The 15,802-nt window shown below is 71.8% G+C and carries 14 protein-coding genes and 1 tRNA gene; 12 read left to right on the top strand and 3 right to left on the bottom strand.

Annotation, left to right across the window (positions count from 1 at the left end):
• The first annotated feature begins 203 nt into the window (after nt 1-203).
• The 6 genes from IE311_RS34125 (at nt 204) to IE311_RS34150 (ending at nt 7,142) form a co-directional block, all read left to right on the top strand.
• Complete coding sequence (locus IE311_RS34125) at nt 204-1,832, top strand: peptide ABC transporter substrate-binding protein (protein ID WP_189835767.1); 1,629 nt, start codon at nt 204-206, stop codon at nt 1,830-1,832.
• 128 nt (nt 1,833-1,960) lie between these two features.
• Nucleotides 1,961-2,884 carry an ABC transporter permease gene (locus tag IE311_RS34130; RefSeq protein ID WP_187622344.1) on the top strand — a complete coding sequence of 308 codons (924 nt, stop codon included), beginning with the start codon at nt 1,961-1,963 and terminating at the stop codon, nt 2,882-2,884.
• On the top strand, nt 2,877-3,872 hold the full coding sequence (locus IE311_RS34135) for an ABC transporter permease (RefSeq protein ID WP_189835768.1): 996 nt from the start codon (nt 2,877-2,879) through the stop codon (nt 3,870-3,872). The genes IE311_RS34130 and IE311_RS34135 overlap by 8 nt, the downstream gene beginning before the upstream one ends.
• A gap of 6 nt (nt 3,873-3,878) precedes the next feature.
• Nucleotides 3,879-4,862 carry an ABC transporter ATP-binding protein gene (locus IE311_RS34140; RefSeq protein WP_189835769.1) on the top strand — a complete coding sequence of 328 codons (984 nt, stop codon included), beginning with the start codon at nt 3,879-3,881 and terminating at the stop codon, nt 4,860-4,862.
• Nucleotides 4,855-6,012, top strand: a complete 1,158-nt coding sequence (locus IE311_RS34145; RefSeq protein WP_229902345.1) for an ABC transporter ATP-binding protein — start codon at nt 4,855-4,857, stop codon at nt 6,010-6,012. The genes IE311_RS34140 and IE311_RS34145 overlap by 8 nt, the downstream gene beginning before the upstream one ends.
• Nucleotides 6,013-6,203: 191 nt before the next feature.
• Nucleotides 6,204-7,142: a hypothetical protein gene (locus IE311_RS34150; RefSeq protein ID WP_189835770.1), complete on the top strand. Its 939-nt coding sequence runs from the start codon at nt 6,204-6,206 to the stop codon at nt 7,140-7,142.
• A 1-nt stretch (nt 7,143) separates the two neighbouring features.
• On the opposite strand, the gene IE311_RS34155 is transcribed toward IE311_RS34150, so the two are convergent.
• Entirely contained in the window at nt 7,144-9,315 is a 2,172-nt protein-coding gene (locus tag IE311_RS34155) for a S9 family peptidase (protein ID WP_189835771.1), read from the bottom strand.
• Nucleotides 9,316-9,496: 181 nt separating this feature from the next.
• Between IE311_RS34155 and IE311_RS34160 the strand changes: the two genes are divergently transcribed.
• From IE311_RS34160 to IE311_RS34175, 4 genes are all read left to right on the top strand, one after another.
• Nucleotides 9,497-9,691, top strand: coding sequence for a hypothetical protein (locus IE311_RS34160; protein ID WP_030207665.1), 195 nt, complete (start codon nt 9,497-9,499; stop codon nt 9,689-9,691).
• A gap of 50 nt (nt 9,692-9,741) precedes the next feature.
• Nucleotides 9,742-10,632, top strand: coding sequence for an N-acetyl-1-D-myo-inositol-2-amino-2-deoxy-alpha-D-glucopyranoside deacetylase (gene mshB / locus IE311_RS34165; protein WP_189835772.1), 891 nt, complete (start codon nt 9,742-9,744; stop codon nt 10,630-10,632).
• Nucleotides 10,629-11,009, top strand: a complete 381-nt coding sequence (locus IE311_RS34170) for a DUF6113 family protein (protein WP_189835773.1) — start codon at nt 10,629-10,631, stop codon at nt 11,007-11,009. Before mshB ends, IE311_RS34170 begins: the two co-directional genes overlap by 4 nt.
• Nucleotides 11,010-11,184: 175 nt before the next feature.
• The gene (locus IE311_RS34175; RefSeq protein ID WP_189835774.1) at nt 11,185-13,434 is read left to right on the top strand and encodes a peptidoglycan binding domain-containing protein; all 2,250 of its coding nucleotides are present in this window, start codon (nt 11,185-11,187) and stop codon (nt 13,432-13,434) included.
• 117 nt (nt 13,435-13,551) lie between these two features.
• Here the strand turns inward: IE311_RS34175 and IE311_RS34180 are convergent, their stop codons facing one another.
• The gene (locus IE311_RS34180; RefSeq protein ID WP_189835775.1) at nt 13,552-13,917 is read right to left on the bottom strand and encodes a DUF1304 domain-containing protein; all 366 of its coding nucleotides are present in this window, start codon (nt 13,915-13,917) and stop codon (nt 13,552-13,554) included.
• A 106-nt stretch (nt 13,918-14,023) separates the two neighbouring features.
• Between IE311_RS34180 and IE311_RS34185 the strand changes: the two genes are divergently transcribed.
• Nucleotides 14,024-14,713: a DNA alkylation repair protein gene (locus IE311_RS34185; protein WP_189835776.1), complete on the top strand. Its 690-nt coding sequence runs from the start codon at nt 14,024-14,026 to the stop codon at nt 14,711-14,713.
• Nucleotides 14,714-14,790: 77 nt separating this feature from the next.
• Nucleotides 14,791-14,865 (top strand) — tRNA-Val (locus IE311_RS34190).
• Between the two features lie 62 nt (nt 14,866-14,927).
• Here IE311_RS34190 and IE311_RS34195 read toward each other — a convergent pair.
• Nucleotides 14,928-15,752, bottom strand: a complete 825-nt coding sequence (locus IE311_RS34195; RefSeq protein WP_189835801.1) for a transglutaminase family protein — start codon at nt 15,750-15,752, stop codon at nt 14,928-14,930.
• Nucleotides 15,753-15,802: the final 50 nt, after the last annotated feature.

The following is a 15,802-nucleotide window of genomic DNA, read 5'->3' on the forward strand; positions in this document are numbered from 1 at the left end:
CGGGCCCCCGGCGCCCCACAGGCGCCGGGGGCCGGCCGTTTCGCATGTTCCGAGCCACCGCGCAACCACATCACGGGCACCTTCCCCCGCACCGGCTCCCGCCGGCCGCCCTCGCTCCGATGGGCGCAGAGAACATGCATCCCTTCCGCTTTGGGGTGATATTGATCCCTAAGTCACGCTTAGGGACATATGGGAGGCACTCCATGCGCGGAGCCACGCACGCCAAGTGGGCCGCTCTGGCCACAGCCGTCGCCCTCGCGGCGACCGCCTGTGGCGGCGGCGACGACAGCGGCGGTGGCAGCGGGGCCGACGGCATCGTGAGTTCCTCGTGGGGCGACCCGCAGAACCCGCTGGAGCCCGCCAACACCAACGAGGTCCAGGGCGGCAAGGTCCTCTCCATGATCTTCCGAGGGCTCAAGCAGTACGACCCGAAGACCGGCGAGGCCAAGGACATGCTCGCCGAGAAGATCGAGACCACCGACTCGATCAACTTCGCCATCACGGTCAAGGACGGCTGGACCTTCTCCAACGGCGAGAAGGTGACCGCCAAGTCCTTCGTCGATGCCTGGAACTACGCCGCCGATCTGAAGAACAACCAGAAGAACGCCTACTTCTTCGGCCAGATCGAGGGCTACGACAAGGTCCACCCCGAGAAGGGCGAGCCGTCGGCCACGTCCATGTCCGGCCTCAAGGTCACCGGCCCCCAGACCTTCACGGTCAAGCTCACCCAGAAGTTCTCCACCTGGCCCATCACCCTCGGCTACGCGGCCTTCTCGCCGCTGCCCCAGGCCTTCTTCGACGACCGCCAGGCCTGGCTGTCGAAGCCGATCGGCAACGGGCCGTACACCGTGGACTCGTACTCCAAGGGCTCCCAGATGGCCCTCAAGCGCTGGGACGCCTACCCCGGCGCCGACAAGGCCCAGAACGGCGGCATCACCCTCAAGGTCTACACGGACAACAACACCGCGTACACCGACCTGACGGCCGGCAACCTCGACCTCGTCGACGACATCCCCGCCTCCCAGCTCAAGAACGTCGAGGCCGACCTCGGCGACCGGTACATCAACGTCCCCGCCGGCATCATCCAGACCCTGTCCTTCCCGTTCTACGACCCGGCCTGGAACAAGCCCGGACAGGAGAAGCTCCGCCAGGGCCTCTCCATGGCGATCGACCGCAACCAGATCACCGAGACGATCTTCCAGAAGACCCGGACCCCGGCCGTCGACTGGACCTCCCCGGTCCTCGGCGAGGACGGCGGCTTCAAGGACATCTGCGGCGACTTCTGCAAGTACGACGCCGCCGAGGCGAAGAAGCTCGTCGCCGAGGGCGGCGGCATCCCCGGCGGCACGATGAAGATCTCGTACAACGCCGACACCGGCTCCCACAAGGAATGGGTCGACGCGGTCTGCAACTCCATCAACCGTGCCCTCGGCAACAACACCGCCTGCGTCGGCAACCCGGTCGGCACCTTCGCCGACTTCCGCAACCAGGTCACCCAGTCGAAGATGGACGGCCCGTTCCGGGCCGGCTGGCAGATGGACTACCCGCTCATCCAGAACTTCCTCCAGCCGCTGTACTACACCAACGCCTCGTCCAACGACGGCAAGTACAGCGACCCGCAGTTCGACAAGCTGGTGAACGAGGCCAACGCCGAGGCCGACACCGCGAAGGCCATCGGCCTCTTCCAGCAGGCCGAGGAAGTCCTCCGGGACGACATGGGCGCCATTCCGCTCTGGTACCAGAACGGAAGCGCCGGCTACTCGGAGCGGGTCGGCAACGTCTCCCTGAACCCGTTCAGCGTCCCGGTCTACGACCAGATCAAGGTCAACTGACGTCGTAGCAGGTCGGAGGCGTACGGCCCGGCCCGCGGACCCCCGCGCCGCCGGGCCGCACGTCTTCTCCGCACCCCACCGCCACGCGGAGCCACCCCTCTTCCCGGAGCCAACCCCCGGAGCCCCCCATGGGTCGATATGTGATCCGGCGGCTGCTGCAGATGATCCCGGTCTTCTTCGGCGCCACGCTGTTGATCTTCCTGATGGTGAACGTGATGGGCGACCCCATCGCCGGACTGTGCGGCGACCGCCAGTGCGACCCGGCCACCGCCGCCCAGCTGGAGAAGGAGTTCGGCCTCGACAAGCCCGTCTGGCAGCAATACCTCACCTACATGGGCAACGTCTTCACCGGAGACTTCGGCACCGCCTTCAACGGGCAGCCCGTCACCGAACTGATGGCCAGCGCCTTCCCCGTCACCATCAGGCTCACCATCGTCGCGATCTTCTTCGAGATCGTCATCGGCATCAGCCTCGGCGTGGTCACCGGACTCAAGCGCGGCCGCCCCGTCGACACCACCGTCCTGCTGCTGACCCTGGTCGTCCTCTCCGTCCCGACCTTCGTCACCGGCCTCCTCGTCCAGCTCCTCCTCGGCGTCAAATGGGGCTGGATCAAGCCGGCCGTCTCGCCCGAGGCCACCTTCAGCGAACTCATCGTGCCCGGCCTGGTCCTCGCCTCGGTCTCCCTGGCCTACGTCACCCGGCTCACCCGGACCTCCATCGCCGAGAACAAGCGCGCCGACTACGTGCGCACCGCCGTCGCCAAGGGCCTGCCCCGCCGCCGGGTCATCAGCCGGCACCTGCTCCGCAACAGCCTCATCCCCGTCGTGACGTTCATCGGTGCCGACGTCGGCGCCCTCATGGGCGGAGCCATCGTCACCGAACGGATCTTCAACATCCACGGCGTCGGCTACCAGCTCTACCAGGGCATCGTCCGCCAGAACACCCAGACCGTGGTGGGCTTCGTGACCATCCTCGTGCTGGTGTTCCTGCTGGCGAACCTCCTGGTCGACCTCCTGTACGCCGTCCTTGACCCGAGGATTCGCTATGCCTGAGCAGCCCGAGCCGCTTGAGTCGTACGAAGAGGGCCAGGCCATCGCCCCCACCGGAGCCGGCGGCGCGTCCGACCTCGCGACGGCCGAGGGCGAGACCCTGGAGAAGACGCCCGGCGGCCCCCTGGGCACCGGAGCCGACAAGAAGCCCCGCTCCCTGTGGTCCGACGCCTGGCGCGACCTGCGCCGGAACCCGATCTTCATCATCTCGTCGCTGGTGATCCTCTTCCTGGTCGTCATCTCCATCTGGCCCCAGCTGATCGCCTCCGGGGACCCCCTCGACTGCGACCTCTCCAAGGCCCAGGAAGGCTCCCAGCCCGGCCACCCCTTCGGCTTCAACGGCCAGGGCTGCGACGTCTACACCCGCACCGTCTACGGCGCCCGGACGTCCGTGACCGTCGGCGTCCTCGCCACCCTCGGAGTCGCCGTCCTCGGCGGCATCCTCGGCGGCCTCGCCGGCTTCTTCGGCGGCGCCTGGGACGGCGTCCTCTCCCGGATCACCGACGTCTTCTTCGCCATCCCCGTCGTCCTCGGCGGCCTGGTGCTCCTCTCCGTGGTGACCAGCTCCACCGTCTGGCCCGTCATCGGCTTCATGGTGCTGCTCGGCTGGCCGCAGCTCTCCCGCATCGCCCGCGGCTCCGTCATCACCGCCAAACAGAACGACTACGTGCAGGCGGCCCGGGCCCTCGGCGCCTCCAACTCCCGGATGATGCTCCGCCACATCGCGCCCAACGCCATCGCCCCGGTGATCGTCGTCGCCACCATCGCCCTCGGCACGTACATCGCTCTGGAGGCGACCCTGTCCTACCTCGGCGTCGGCCTGAAGCCGCCGACCGTCTCCTGGGGCATCGACATCTCCTCCGCGTCGCAGTACATCCGCAACGCGCCGCACATGCTGCTCTGGCCGGCCGGCGCGCTCGCCATCACCGTGCTCGCCTTCATCATGCTCGGCGACGCCGTCCGCGACGCCCTCGACCCGAAGCTGAGGTAGGCACCCATGCTGCTCGAAGTGCGCGACCTGCACGTGGAGTTCCACACCCGCGACGGCGTGGCCAAGGCCGTCAACGGCGTCGACTACTCCGTCGACGCGGGGGAGACCCTCGCCGTCCTCGGCGAGTCCGGCTCCGGCAAGTCCGTCACCGCCCAGGCCGTGATGGGCATCCTCGACATCCCCCCGGGCAGGATCAGCCAGGGCGAGATCCTCTTCCAGGGCCAGGACCTGCTGAAGCTCAAGGAGGAGGAACGGCGCAAGATCCGCGGCGCCAAGATGGCGATGGTCTTCCAGGACGCATTGTCCTCCCTCAACCCCGTCATCAGCGTCGGCGACCAGCTCGGCGAGATGTTCCAGGTCCACAAGGGCATGTCGCGCAAGGACTCCAAGGCCAAGGCCGTCGAGCTGATGGACCGGGTCCGCATCCCCGCCGCCAAGGAACGCGTCGGCCAGTACCCCCACCAGTTCTCCGGCGGCATGCGCCAGCGCATCATGATCGCGATGGCGCTCGCCCTCGAACCCGAACTGATCATCGCCGACGAGCCCACCACCGCCCTCGACGTCACCGTCCAGGCCCAGGTCATGGACCTCCTCGCCGAGCTCCAGCGCGAACTCAACATGGGCCTCATCCTCATCACCCACGACCTCGGCGTCGTCGCCGACGTCGCCGACAAGATCGCCGTCATGTACGCCGGCAGGATCGTCGAACAGGCCCCCGTCCACGAGATCTACAAGGCCCCCGCCCACCCCTACACCCGCGGTCTGCTCGACTCCATCCCGCGCCTCGACCAGAAGGGCCAGGAGCTCTACGCGATCAAGGGCCTCCCGCCCAACCTCCTCGCCATCCCACCCGGCTGCGCCTTCAACCCCCGCTGCCCCATGGCCCAGGACGTCTGCCGCACCGACGTGCCCCCGCTCTACGACGTGACCGAGTCCCCGGTGCCGCGCTCCAGCGCCTGCCACTTCTGGAAGGAGTGCCTCCATGGCTGAGGCGATTCTCGAAGTCCGGGACCTCCACAAGCACTACCCCCTCACCCGGGGCGTCGTCTTCAAGAAGCACGTCGGCTCGGTCAAGGCGGTCGACGGCGTCGACTTCGACCTCGCCGCGGGCGAGACCCTCGGCATCGTCGGCGAGTCCGGCTGCGGCAAGTCGACGGTCGCGAAGATGCTGGTCAACCTCGAACGGCCGACGTCCGGCGAGATCCGCTACAAGGGCGAGGACATCAGCAAGCTCTCCCCCCGCGCGCTCAAGGCCGTCCGCCGCAACATCCAGATGGTGTTCCAGGACCCGTACACCTCGCTCAACCCGCGCATGACCGTCGGCGACATCATCGGCGAGCCGTACGAGATCCACCCCGAGGTCGCCCCCAAGGGCTCCCGCCGGCAGAAGGTCCAGGACCTCCTGGACGTCGTCGGTCTGAACCCCGAGTACATCAACCGCTATCCGCACCAGTTCTCCGGCGGCCAGCGCCAGCGCATCGGCATCGCCCGCGGCCTCGCCCTCCAGCCCGAGATCATCGTGGCCGACGAGCCGGTCTCGGCCCTCGACGTCTCCGTCCAGGCGCAGGTCATCAACCTGATGGGGAACCTGCAGTCCGAGTTCTCCCTCTCGTACGTCTTCATCGCCCACGACCTGTCGATCGTGCGGCACATCTCCGACCGGGTCGGTGTCATGTACCTCGGCCGGATCGTCGAGATCGGCACCGACGCGCAGATCTACGACCACCCCACCCACCCCTACACCCAGGCCCTGCTCTCCGCCGTCCCGGTCCCCGACCCCGAGGCGCGGGCCCACCGCGAACGCATCATCCTCACCGGCGACGTCCCCTCCCCGGCCAACATCCCCTCCGGCTGCCGCTTCCGCACCCGCTGCTGGAAGGCCCAGGAACGCTGCGCCCTGGAGGTCCCGCTCCTCGCCGTCCCGGCCGTCTTCCGCCTCACGGACAGCCCGGCGAAGCACGACTCGGCCTGCCACTTCGCGGAGGAGAAGCAGGTGGTCCCCCCGGAGGAGGGCGCGACCTCGCCGGAGGCTCCCCCGGAGAACGGGGCGAACGGGCCCGGGACCCCTCCGGGGAACGGCTCGGACGGCACCGAAGGCCTGAACGGCTCGAACGGAATGACCAAGCCCGAATCGCCTTAACCGGCAGGCAACTCGACGGAATCGGCTCCGATATACGAACACGGCAGACTCCACGACGTACGGCCGTGCGGGTGCCGTGAACCGGGCCGGGGCGCGAGAGCGACCCCGGCCCGGCTGCTCGATCCCGCCGTGTCCCGTGGGTTCCGCGGAATCGCTTGTTTCGGTTGATGGCGACCGTGAGTATCGGGACCGTGACAGTGACACGACCGGCACGACTCACGGGCGCCGCGCTCAGCGCCGCACTCGCCCTCATCGCCGCCGTGTGGATCCTCAAGGATCTCGCCGCGCTCGGCTCACCCGTCGACCTCGCCTGGTACTGGGCCGGGGACCACCACTTCCTCATCCGGGGGCGGTCCGCCACCTCCCTGACCGACGCGGTCCTCCTCGTCGTCTCCGTCGCCGCCGTCGCCGCAGCCCTCCGCTCCCGGCACGCGGCCTCCGTGCTCGCCGCCACCGGAACCGTCACCCTCGCCCTGCGGCTGCCGGGCCTCTGGACGCCCGACAGCGGGGCCCTCGTCACCGCGTTCCTCGAACTGGCCCTCGCCGCCGCCCTGATCGTCACCGCGGCCGTCGGCCGCCGCCCCGCCACCGCCTCGTACGAGCCGCTCCCGACGCGCCCCCGTACCGGCCCCGCCGTCGCCGCCGGCGTCCTGCTCGGCGTCACCGCGCTCGTCGTGACCCTGTGGGAGCTGTACTGGTCGACGGAGCTTCCCCTGGAGATCACCGTCGACCGGTTCATCGGCGGCCGGTCCGTCATCAAGGCGGCCCTCGCGCCCCCGCCCGGCTGGCTGTCGCTGGTCCTCGTCGCCCTGTACGGGACGGCCGCCGTGTCCGCCTTCGTCCGGGCCCGCCACAGCCGGGCCCTCGGGCTGCTCGCCGGGGCGTTCCTGACGGCCGGCGGCATCGCCGAGATCGCGCGGATCTCCCGCTACGAACTGGTCGGGCACTGGGCGGACCTCCCGACCGCCGAACAGGTCGGGGTGGTGAGCGCCTTCTTCGAGCTGCTCGCCGGCATCACGGTGCTCGCCCTGCTGGCCGGGCGCGGCGCCCCCGCCGCCGCCCCCGGCCCGTACCCGCCCGTCGGGACGCTGCCCCCGGCCCCGCCCCAGCCGCCGCCGCCCGGCTGGTGACTCAGACCGTCCGCACCCCCAGGGACCGCTTCAGGAAGTCCACCTGGAGCAGGAGCAGGTTCTCCGCGACCTGCTCCTGCGGCGTCATATGAGTGACCCCGGACAGCGGCAGCACCTCGTGCGGCCGGCCCGCCGCGAGCAGCGCCGAGGAGAGCCGCAGCGCGTGCGCGACCACCACGTTGTCGTCCGCGAGACCGTGGACGATCATCATCGGCCGCGCGGGCACCTCCGGCTCGCAGAGCCCGTCGTCGGTGAGGAGCGACTGCGCCGCGTACACCTCCGGGTCGTCCTGCGGCGTGCCGAGATACCGCTCCGTGTAGTGGGTGTCGTACAGCCGCCAGTCCGTCACCGGCGCCCCGACGACGGCCGCGTGGAAGACGTCCGGCCGCCGCAGCACCGCCCGCGCCGCGAGGTAGCCGCCGTACGACCAGCCCCGGATCGCCACCCGCTCCAGATCGAGCGGAAAGCGCCCGGCAAGGCCCAGGAGCGCGTCCACCTGGTCGTCGAGGGTCGGCGAGAAGTCCCGCGCGATCGCCTTCTCCCAGGCGGGGGAACGGCCCGGGGTGCCCCGCCCGTCCGCCACGACCACCGCGAAGCCCTGGTCGGCGAACCACTGGGACGTCAGGTGCGGATTGTGCGCCGCGACCACCCGCGGCCCGTGCGGGCCGCCGTACGGATCCATCAGGACCGGCAGCGGCCCGTCGCCCTCCTCGTACCCCGAGGGCAGCAGCACCGCGCACGGGATCCGCCGGGCGCCCGCCTCCGTGAGCCGCACATGGGCGCCGAGCACCGGCCGCTGGGCGTACGAGGCCACCACCGCGACCTGTTCGCCGTCCCGCAGCACCCGCGCCACGCTCCCGGGCGTCTCCGGGCGCGCCGACACGAGCACGGTCACCGGCCCCGAGCGCACCGCCCCGTGCGTCCCGACGCCCTCGGACAGCCGCTCCGCGCCCCGGCCGGTCACCCGGTACACATGGATCTCGCCGGTCTCCGGCCGGTCCGGGTCGGCCCCGGCGCCGGCCGACGCCGACACGAGGAAGTCGTCCGCCCCGATGTCGAGCACGGCCCTGACGTGCAGGGCCCCGTCGGTGAGCGTTCGGTCGTCCACGGCCAGGGCGCGGGCGCCGCTCTCGTCGGTGAGCCGTACGAGCCGGCCGTCCGGAGTCCACCCCGGCACCCCCGGCAGCAGCTCCAGCCACACCGGGTCCCGCTCCGCCCGTACGGTCGTGGTCCGCCCGGACTCCGGATCGACCGCCAGGAACAGCTGCTCGCGCTGGTCCCGCGCTTGGACGAGAAGGAGCGGCGCCCCCGCCGCGGACCAGTGCACCCGCGCGAGGTACGGGAACCGCTCCCGGTCCCACAGCACCTCCGTACGGGCCCCTTCGAGGTCCACGACGAAGAGCCGGACCTCCGCGTTGGCGGTGCCCGCCGCCGGGTACGCCACCCGCTGCGGCTCCCGGTCCGGGTGCGCCGGGTCCGCGATCCACCAGAGCCCCACCGCACGGTCGTCCGCCCGTGCGACGAGCAGCCGGTCCGAGGAGGGGGACCACCAGAATCCCCGGTCCCTGGTCATCTCCTCCGAGGCGATGAATTCGGCCAATCCGTAGGAGACGTGCGCGTCCTCCGGAACGGCCAGCTCCCGGTCGCCCGTTCCGTCCGCGTCCACCACCCGCAGCGCGCCCTCCGTCACGTACGCCACGAAGCGCCCGTCCGGCGACGGCCGGGGGTCGATCACCGGCCCCGGAACCGGCAGCTCCCGCGCCGTCCCGGCCCGGAGCTCCGCCGTGAACAGCCGCCCCGACAGGGCGAAGGCCGCCAACTCCACGGCTCCGTCCACCGCGTACGCCACCACACCGGCCGAGCCCTCCCGGCTCCGTTCCCGGCGCGCCCGCTCCCGCGCCGACAACTCCTCGGCCGCGCCCGCGAGGAGCAGTCCGGGGTCGGCCGCCACCCGTTCCACGGGCGGTCCGCCGTCGCGCGGAAGGTCGAGCACCCAGAGCCGGTGCGACCGGTCCGTGCCCGAGGCGGACCTGACGAACACCACGCGCTCCCCGTCCGGGGAGACCGTGAACGCACGGGGGACCCCCAGGGTGAACCGCTGGGTCCGGGCGTGCTGGCGGGGGAAGGAGAGCCCGGCCGAGGGTGTGGCCGACTGCTGTCGAGACGAGGTCATGCGGCTGAAACTAGCGCCGTGCGCCCCCCTCGTGCCCCCGTCCGCCGATCGATGCGGCCGCACGGATAGTTATGATCCGTAGCGCTAGGTGGGTATGCATCCGACGGGCCTGCCCCCTGGCACATGCTGATCGACCGAACCACTCGAATATCCGACCGAAGAAGTGTGGAGGTGAACCGCCGTGGCACTCTCGATCTCCGTGGTGGTGCTGCTGGCGATCGTCGTCTTCCTTCTGATCCGGAAATCCGGGCTGAAGGCCGGACATGCGGCGGTCTGCGCGCTCCTGGGCTTCTACCTGGCCAGCTCGTCCATCGCCCCGTCCATCAGCACCCTCACCACGAACGTGGCGAACATGGTCGGCGGCCTCAAGTTCTGAGCCGCCCACGTCAGGGCCTTTCCTCCGGCCGGACCTCGTAGGGTGGGGACATGTCCGATCTCCCCGCCCGCCGTCTGCTGCTCGTGCACGCGCACCCGGACGACGAGTCGATCAACAACGGCGCCACCATGGCCAGGTACGCGGCCGAGGGCGCCCTCGTCACCCTGGTCACCTGCACGCTCGGCGAGGAGGGCGAGGTCATCCCGCCCGAGCTCGCCCACCTGGCCCCCGACCGGGAGGACCGGCTCGGCCCCCATCGTGTCGGCGAACTCGCCGCCGCGATGACCGAGCTGGGCGTCACCGACCACCGCTTCCTCGGTGGCCCCGGCCGCTTCCGCGACTCCGGAATGATGGGCGCCGAACAGAACAAGCGTGAGAACGCCTTCTGGAACACCGACGTCGACACCGCCGCCCCGTACCTCGTCGAGGTGATCAGGGAGACCCGCCCGCAGGTCCTCGTCACCTACGACCCCGACGGCGGCTACGGCCACCCCGACCACATCCAGGCCCACCGGGTCGCCATGCGCGCCGCCGAACTCGCCGCCGACCCCGCCTACCGCCCCGACCTCGGAGCGGCCCACACGATCGCCAAGATCTACTGGAACAGGGTCCCGCGCCCGGTCGCCGAGGCCGGGTTCGCCCGGCTGCGCGCCGAGGGTTCCGCCTTCCCGGCCGTCGCCGTCGTCGACGACGTCCCCGGAGTCGTCGACGAGGACCGGATCACCGCCGAGATCGACGCGGGACCGGAGCACACCGCCCGCAAGAGCGCGGCGATGGCCGCGCACGCCACCCAAGTCGCGGTCGACGGTCCCTTCTTCGCCCTCTCCAACGACCTGGGCCAGCCGATCTTCACCACGGAGTACTACGAGTTGGTGCGGGGCGCCGCGGGCGCTCCCGCCGGCGCACGCGAGACGGACCTGTTCGCGGGGGTGACCGCGTGAACCCCACGACGCCCGGAACGCTCCCCGTCTCCCGTAACGCCCGATTCGCCTGGTACGCGGGGCTGGCCGTCCTCGGTTTCCTCGTCGGCACCGCCGGTGCCCTCGTCCAAGCCGCCTGGCTGCCCCTCGGCTTGCTCCTCGCGCTCCTCGCGACCGGGGGCCTCTTCTACGGCGGCATGCGGGCCACCGGAACCCAGGTCGGCGTGGCCGCCGGCGGAGGCGGCTGGCTGATCGCCGTCATCCTGCTCAGCTTCGGACGCCCGGAGGGTGACGGTGCGTTCGGCGGAGGCGTCGGCGAGCTGCTCTTCCTCTTCGGGGGCATGGCGATCGCTGTGATGTGCACCACGCTCTCCCGGCTGCCCCGACCGACCCCGTGAACAGGACGACTTGAGACCGGGGACGTCCTGACTTCGGCCGGATTGCGCGTGGTCGGTCACCCGGGGGTCGGGTATGTGACGGCGGCGGCCAGTATGGTGGTGCGCGCCGCCGAACCGCCCGGGTTACACGAGCATCAGCAAGAGCGGGCGGTGGAGCCAACCGGGAGATCCTGCTTTGAGTCGTGAAACTGGTCGAGAGACTGACAGTTCGTCCTCCGGCGCCCAGGGGCGCGGTGGAGCAGCCGCGTACCCCTCGGGTACACCGCCGTACGGATCCCGCCAGTATCCGTCGCTCCACCCCTCGCAGGACGCGCCGGAGGAGACCGCCGCGCCCGCGCCGCCGGAGGAGCCCAAGACCGAGACGACGCTGACGACCCGGATCCGGATCAACATCCCGGGTTCGCGTCCGATCCCGCCGGTCGTGGTCCGCACCACGGTCAGCGAGACGCCCGCGTCGTCGCCGGCACCGGCGCCCGCTCCGGAGCCCGCGCCCGTCGTGGAGCCGGAGCCCGAGCCGGTGGCGGCCCCGGAGCCGCCGCAGGCCGAGGAGACGCCGAAGGCGAGGGAGACGAGCGACTGGTTCGCGCCCCGCAAGGCGGCGCCCCAGGCCCCGGCCCCCACGCCCGCGCTGCCGCCCGCCCCCGCCCCGGCCCCGAAGCCGGCTTCGCCGCTCGGCGGGCCGGACGCCCAGGGCACGGGCTTCGCGGGCTCGGCGACCTCGGGCGTCCCGACGGTCGGCAGCACCCCGTCGAGCCGCCCGGTCACGGGAGGCACCCCCGGCAACCCGCTCTACGAGAGCGGCACCCCGGCGGGCGGTACGCCGATGTACTCGGGGACGCCCGCGGGCGGAACGCCGATGTACGACGGCACCCCGTCCGGCGGAACACCGATGTACGACGGCACTCCTGCCGGCGGTACGCCGATGTACGACGGCACCCCCGCCGGAGGAACCCCGATGTACTCGGGGACCCCCGCCGGCGGTACGCCCGCGTACCCCGGCCCGGGCCGGGGCGGTCCGGGCGGGCCGACCGGACCCACCACCGGCCCGATGACCGGCACGGCGTCGCTGGGCGGCCCTCCGCCGGGCCCGTTCCAGGGTCAGGGGCAGGGGGGTCAGGGTGGCGGTCAGCGCGGCCCCGGTCAGCGTGGCCCCGGACAGGGCGGCGGCCCCGGCCAGGGCGCGGGCTCCCCGTTCCCCGGCGGTGCTCCCGGCGGTGCCCCCCGGATGTCCGACGACACCGCGATCCTCACCCCGCAGCCACCCGCGCCGGCCCCCGGACGGGGCGGACCGGGCGGACCGGGTCAGCCGGCCGACGGCAACGGCCACATCTCCGGTGACACGCTCACCAGCGGCATCCCCGTCGTCCCGTCGAAGGCGGCCCGCCCGAACCTCACCCCGCGCATCGAGGAGCGGACGGCCCCGGCCCCCGCGCCCGCACCGCGACAGGCGGCGGCGCCCGGCCGCGCCCCGGCGAAGAAGGGCCGTTCCAAGCTGGTCCTCGCCGCCGTCGGAGTCGTCGGCCTCGCCGGTGTCGCCTACGGCGCCGGACTGCTCCTGAACCACTCCGACGTCCCGAAGGGGACCACGGTCCTCGGCGTGGACATCGGCGGCGGTACGAAGGACGAGGCCGTCAACAAGCTGGACGCGGCCCTCGGCAAGCGCGCCGGGACCCCGCTCCAGCTCGGCATCGGAGGCAAGAAGGTCCAGCTGGCCCCGGACAAGGCGGGCCTGGCCCTCGACAGCCAGGAGACCGTCCGCGCCGCGGCGGGCAGCGACTACAACCCGGTCTCCGTCATCGGCTCCCTCTTCGGCGGCGAGCGCGTCGCCAAGCCGGTCTTCCCGGTCGACGAGGAGAAGCTCGCCGTCACGCTGAACGACCTGGCCGGCAAGGCGGCGTCGGCGACCGAGGGCACGATCCTGTTCGCCCCGAACAAGGTGACGCCCGTCGAGGGCAAGCCCGGCAAGGGTCTCGACATCCAGCGCTCGATGATCTCCGTGCGGGACGCGTTCCGCGCCCAGGTGGAGACCGGCCAGAGCAAGCTGGTCGAGCTGCCGGTCACGAACCGCCAGCCGAGCGTCACCAAGGCCGAGGTGGACCGGGCGATGAAGGAGTTCGCCACCCCCGCCATGTCCGGCGTGATCAGGATCTACGCGGGCCAGAAGTTCATCGACTTCGGCCCGGCGCGGTCCCTGCCGCAGATCCTCTCCATGAAGGCGGTCGACGGCCGGCTGGTCGAGGTCTACGACAAGAAGGCGATCGAGAGGCTGCTCGACGGCGCCTTCGCCGGAGTCATGATCACCAAGGGCGACGGCACCAAGCACGAGGTCTCCGCCGACGACGTGGCCTTCGTGATGCGTGACGCGCTCCTCGGCAAGACCCAGGCCGAACGCACCAAGCGGATCGACCTCAGCGGCGAAGGCTGACAGCCGGAGTCACCCACGCCCCCCCGAGCCCCCGCCCGACGCCCCGTCGGCCGGGGGCTCGGCGCGTGGGCGCCCCCGCGCGGGTGCGGGGAGCGTGGGGGTGGGGCCGGCTCGCGTTCAGTAGTGGGCGACGAGGACGGCGGAGAGGGAGAGAGCGCCGGGGAGGGCCTGGGCGAAGAGGATGCGGCGGTTGGCCGTGACGGCGCCGTAGAAGCCGGCGATCACGACGCAGGACAGGAAGAAGACCTGAGCGGCGAAGCCGGTCGGGTCGTCGGCGATCAGCCCCCAGACCAGCCCGGCGGCGAGGAAGCCGTTGTAGAGGCCCTGGTTGGCGGCCATGGCCGCGGTGTCACGGGCTGTCTTCGCGTCGAAGCCGGAGAAGCGACGGCCGGTCTCCCGCTCCCACAGGAACATCTCCATCACCAGGATGTAGGCGTGCAGCAGGGCGACGAGGGCGACGAGGATGTCTGCGGTCAGCGGCATGGCCGCATTCTGCCGCCGGCCGGGCGGACGGCCGGTGCGCGACGCGTGCCCGCCGGGTGGCCGCCTCCCGTCGTCGTAGGCTGAATGCCGTGGGCGAGGGAGGCCGATGGTGACCGGGACGACGACGGCCGGGACGACCCTGGCCGAGGTGATGGCCGAGCTGGCCGGGCTCGAGGACGCGAAGACGCGGGCGGTGAACGAGCGGCACGGTGACGACCACGGTGTGAACCTCGGGAAGCTGCGCGCCCTCGCGAAGCGGCTGAAGACCCGGCAGGACCTCGCGTACGGGCTCTGGGAGACGGACGACACCGCCGCGAGACTGCTGGCGCTCCTGATCTGCCGCCCGAAGGCCTACGGCCGTGACGAGCTCGACACCATGCTCCGCGGGGCCCGCACCCCCAAGGTGCACGACTGGCTCGTGAACTACGTGGTGAAGAAGAACCCGCACGCCGAGGAGCTGCGGGTGGCGTGGACCGCCGATCCGGATCCGGTGGTCGCGAGCGCCGGCTGGGCGCTGACCACCGAACGCGTGGCGAGGAAGCCCGAGGGCCTCGACCTCGCCGGGCTGCTCGACGTCGTGGAGGCGGAGATGAAGGACGCCCCGGACCGCCTCCAGTGGGCGATGAACCACTGCCTGGCCCAGATCGGCATCGAGCACGCCGAGCTGCGCGCACGTGCGCTCGACATCGGCGAGCGCCTGGAGGTGCTCAAGGACTACCCGACGTCCCCGGGCTGCACGTCCCCGTTCGCGCCCGCGTGGATCGACGAGATGGTGCGCCGGCGGGCCGACGCGTAGAGAGGCCGCGACCGCCGTCCCTCCGCCGAAAACCGCTCGCCCCCGGTCCTCCTCGCCTCCTAGGATCTCCTCCAAGGGCGGGGTCGTAGCACAGAGGTAATGCGCCGCGATGACATCTCGGAGGACGCCGGTTCGAATCCGGTCGCCCCGCCCCCCTCGCGCCCGCGCGGCGCGAGGGGACGGCCGGGGGACCCCTCACGGCCCCCGGGCCGAGCTAGTTCAGCCGCGCCCGCGCCGCCTGCGCCCTCCGCCGGATCGTCGTCGCCGACTCCGGGTCCACCGCGTCCATCACCTGCGCGTACGCCTCCATCTCCGTCGCTCCCGTGAGGAACTGCCCGCGCTGGACGAGCAGCTCGGCGCGCTCGTAGCGGAGCCTCGCCGGGTGGGAGGGGAGCAGCAGGGAGAGCTCCACCGCCCACAGGGCCACGTCGGAACGCTCGGGGCGCGGGGCCGCCCAGGCACGGATGTTGTTGAGCACCCGCAGCACGATCGCGCCGGGCTCGGCGGGCCTGAGCATCGAACGGTCGAGGGCCTCGCCCGTCGCGCTCGCGACCAGGAGCTCGGCGTCCGTGCCGGTCATGGCACGGCCGCCCGCGAAGGGGTCGGCGAGGTTGAGGTCGGCCGGGTCGCCGAAGCCGACGACGAAGTGGCCGGGCAGTCCGAGTCCGTACACGGGGGCGCCCGCCCGGCGGGCGACCTCCATCCAGACCACGGAGAGCAGGATCGGCAGGCCGCGGCGGCGCCGGAGCACCTCGTGCAGGAGCGAGGACTCCAGGCGCTGGTAGTCGGCGGGCACGCCCTCGAAGCCCTCACGGCTGCCGAGGAGCCCGGCGAGCGCGGTGGTCCAGTCGCCGGTGATCCGGGTGGCGTACGGCACGAGTCCGGCGAGGCGGTCGAGTTCGATCTCGGCCTCGTCGAGGGTGTGCCGGGTGACGGTGGGGTCGACCACCGCCCCGATCAGCAGACAGAGCCGGGCGAGGTCGGGCCGCTCGGACCGTGCCTCCTCCGCGAACTCCCGTCGCCAGTCGGGCGGCTCCACCGCGCCGGAGCCGCCCTCCGCGCCGCCGTCTCGCGGCTCGCCGTCCGGCC

The sequence above is a fragment of the Streptomyces zaomyceticus genome (assembly GCF_014656215.1).
Lineage (GTDB): Bacteria > Actinomycetota > Actinomycetes > Streptomycetales > Streptomycetaceae > Streptomyces > Streptomyces zaomyceticus.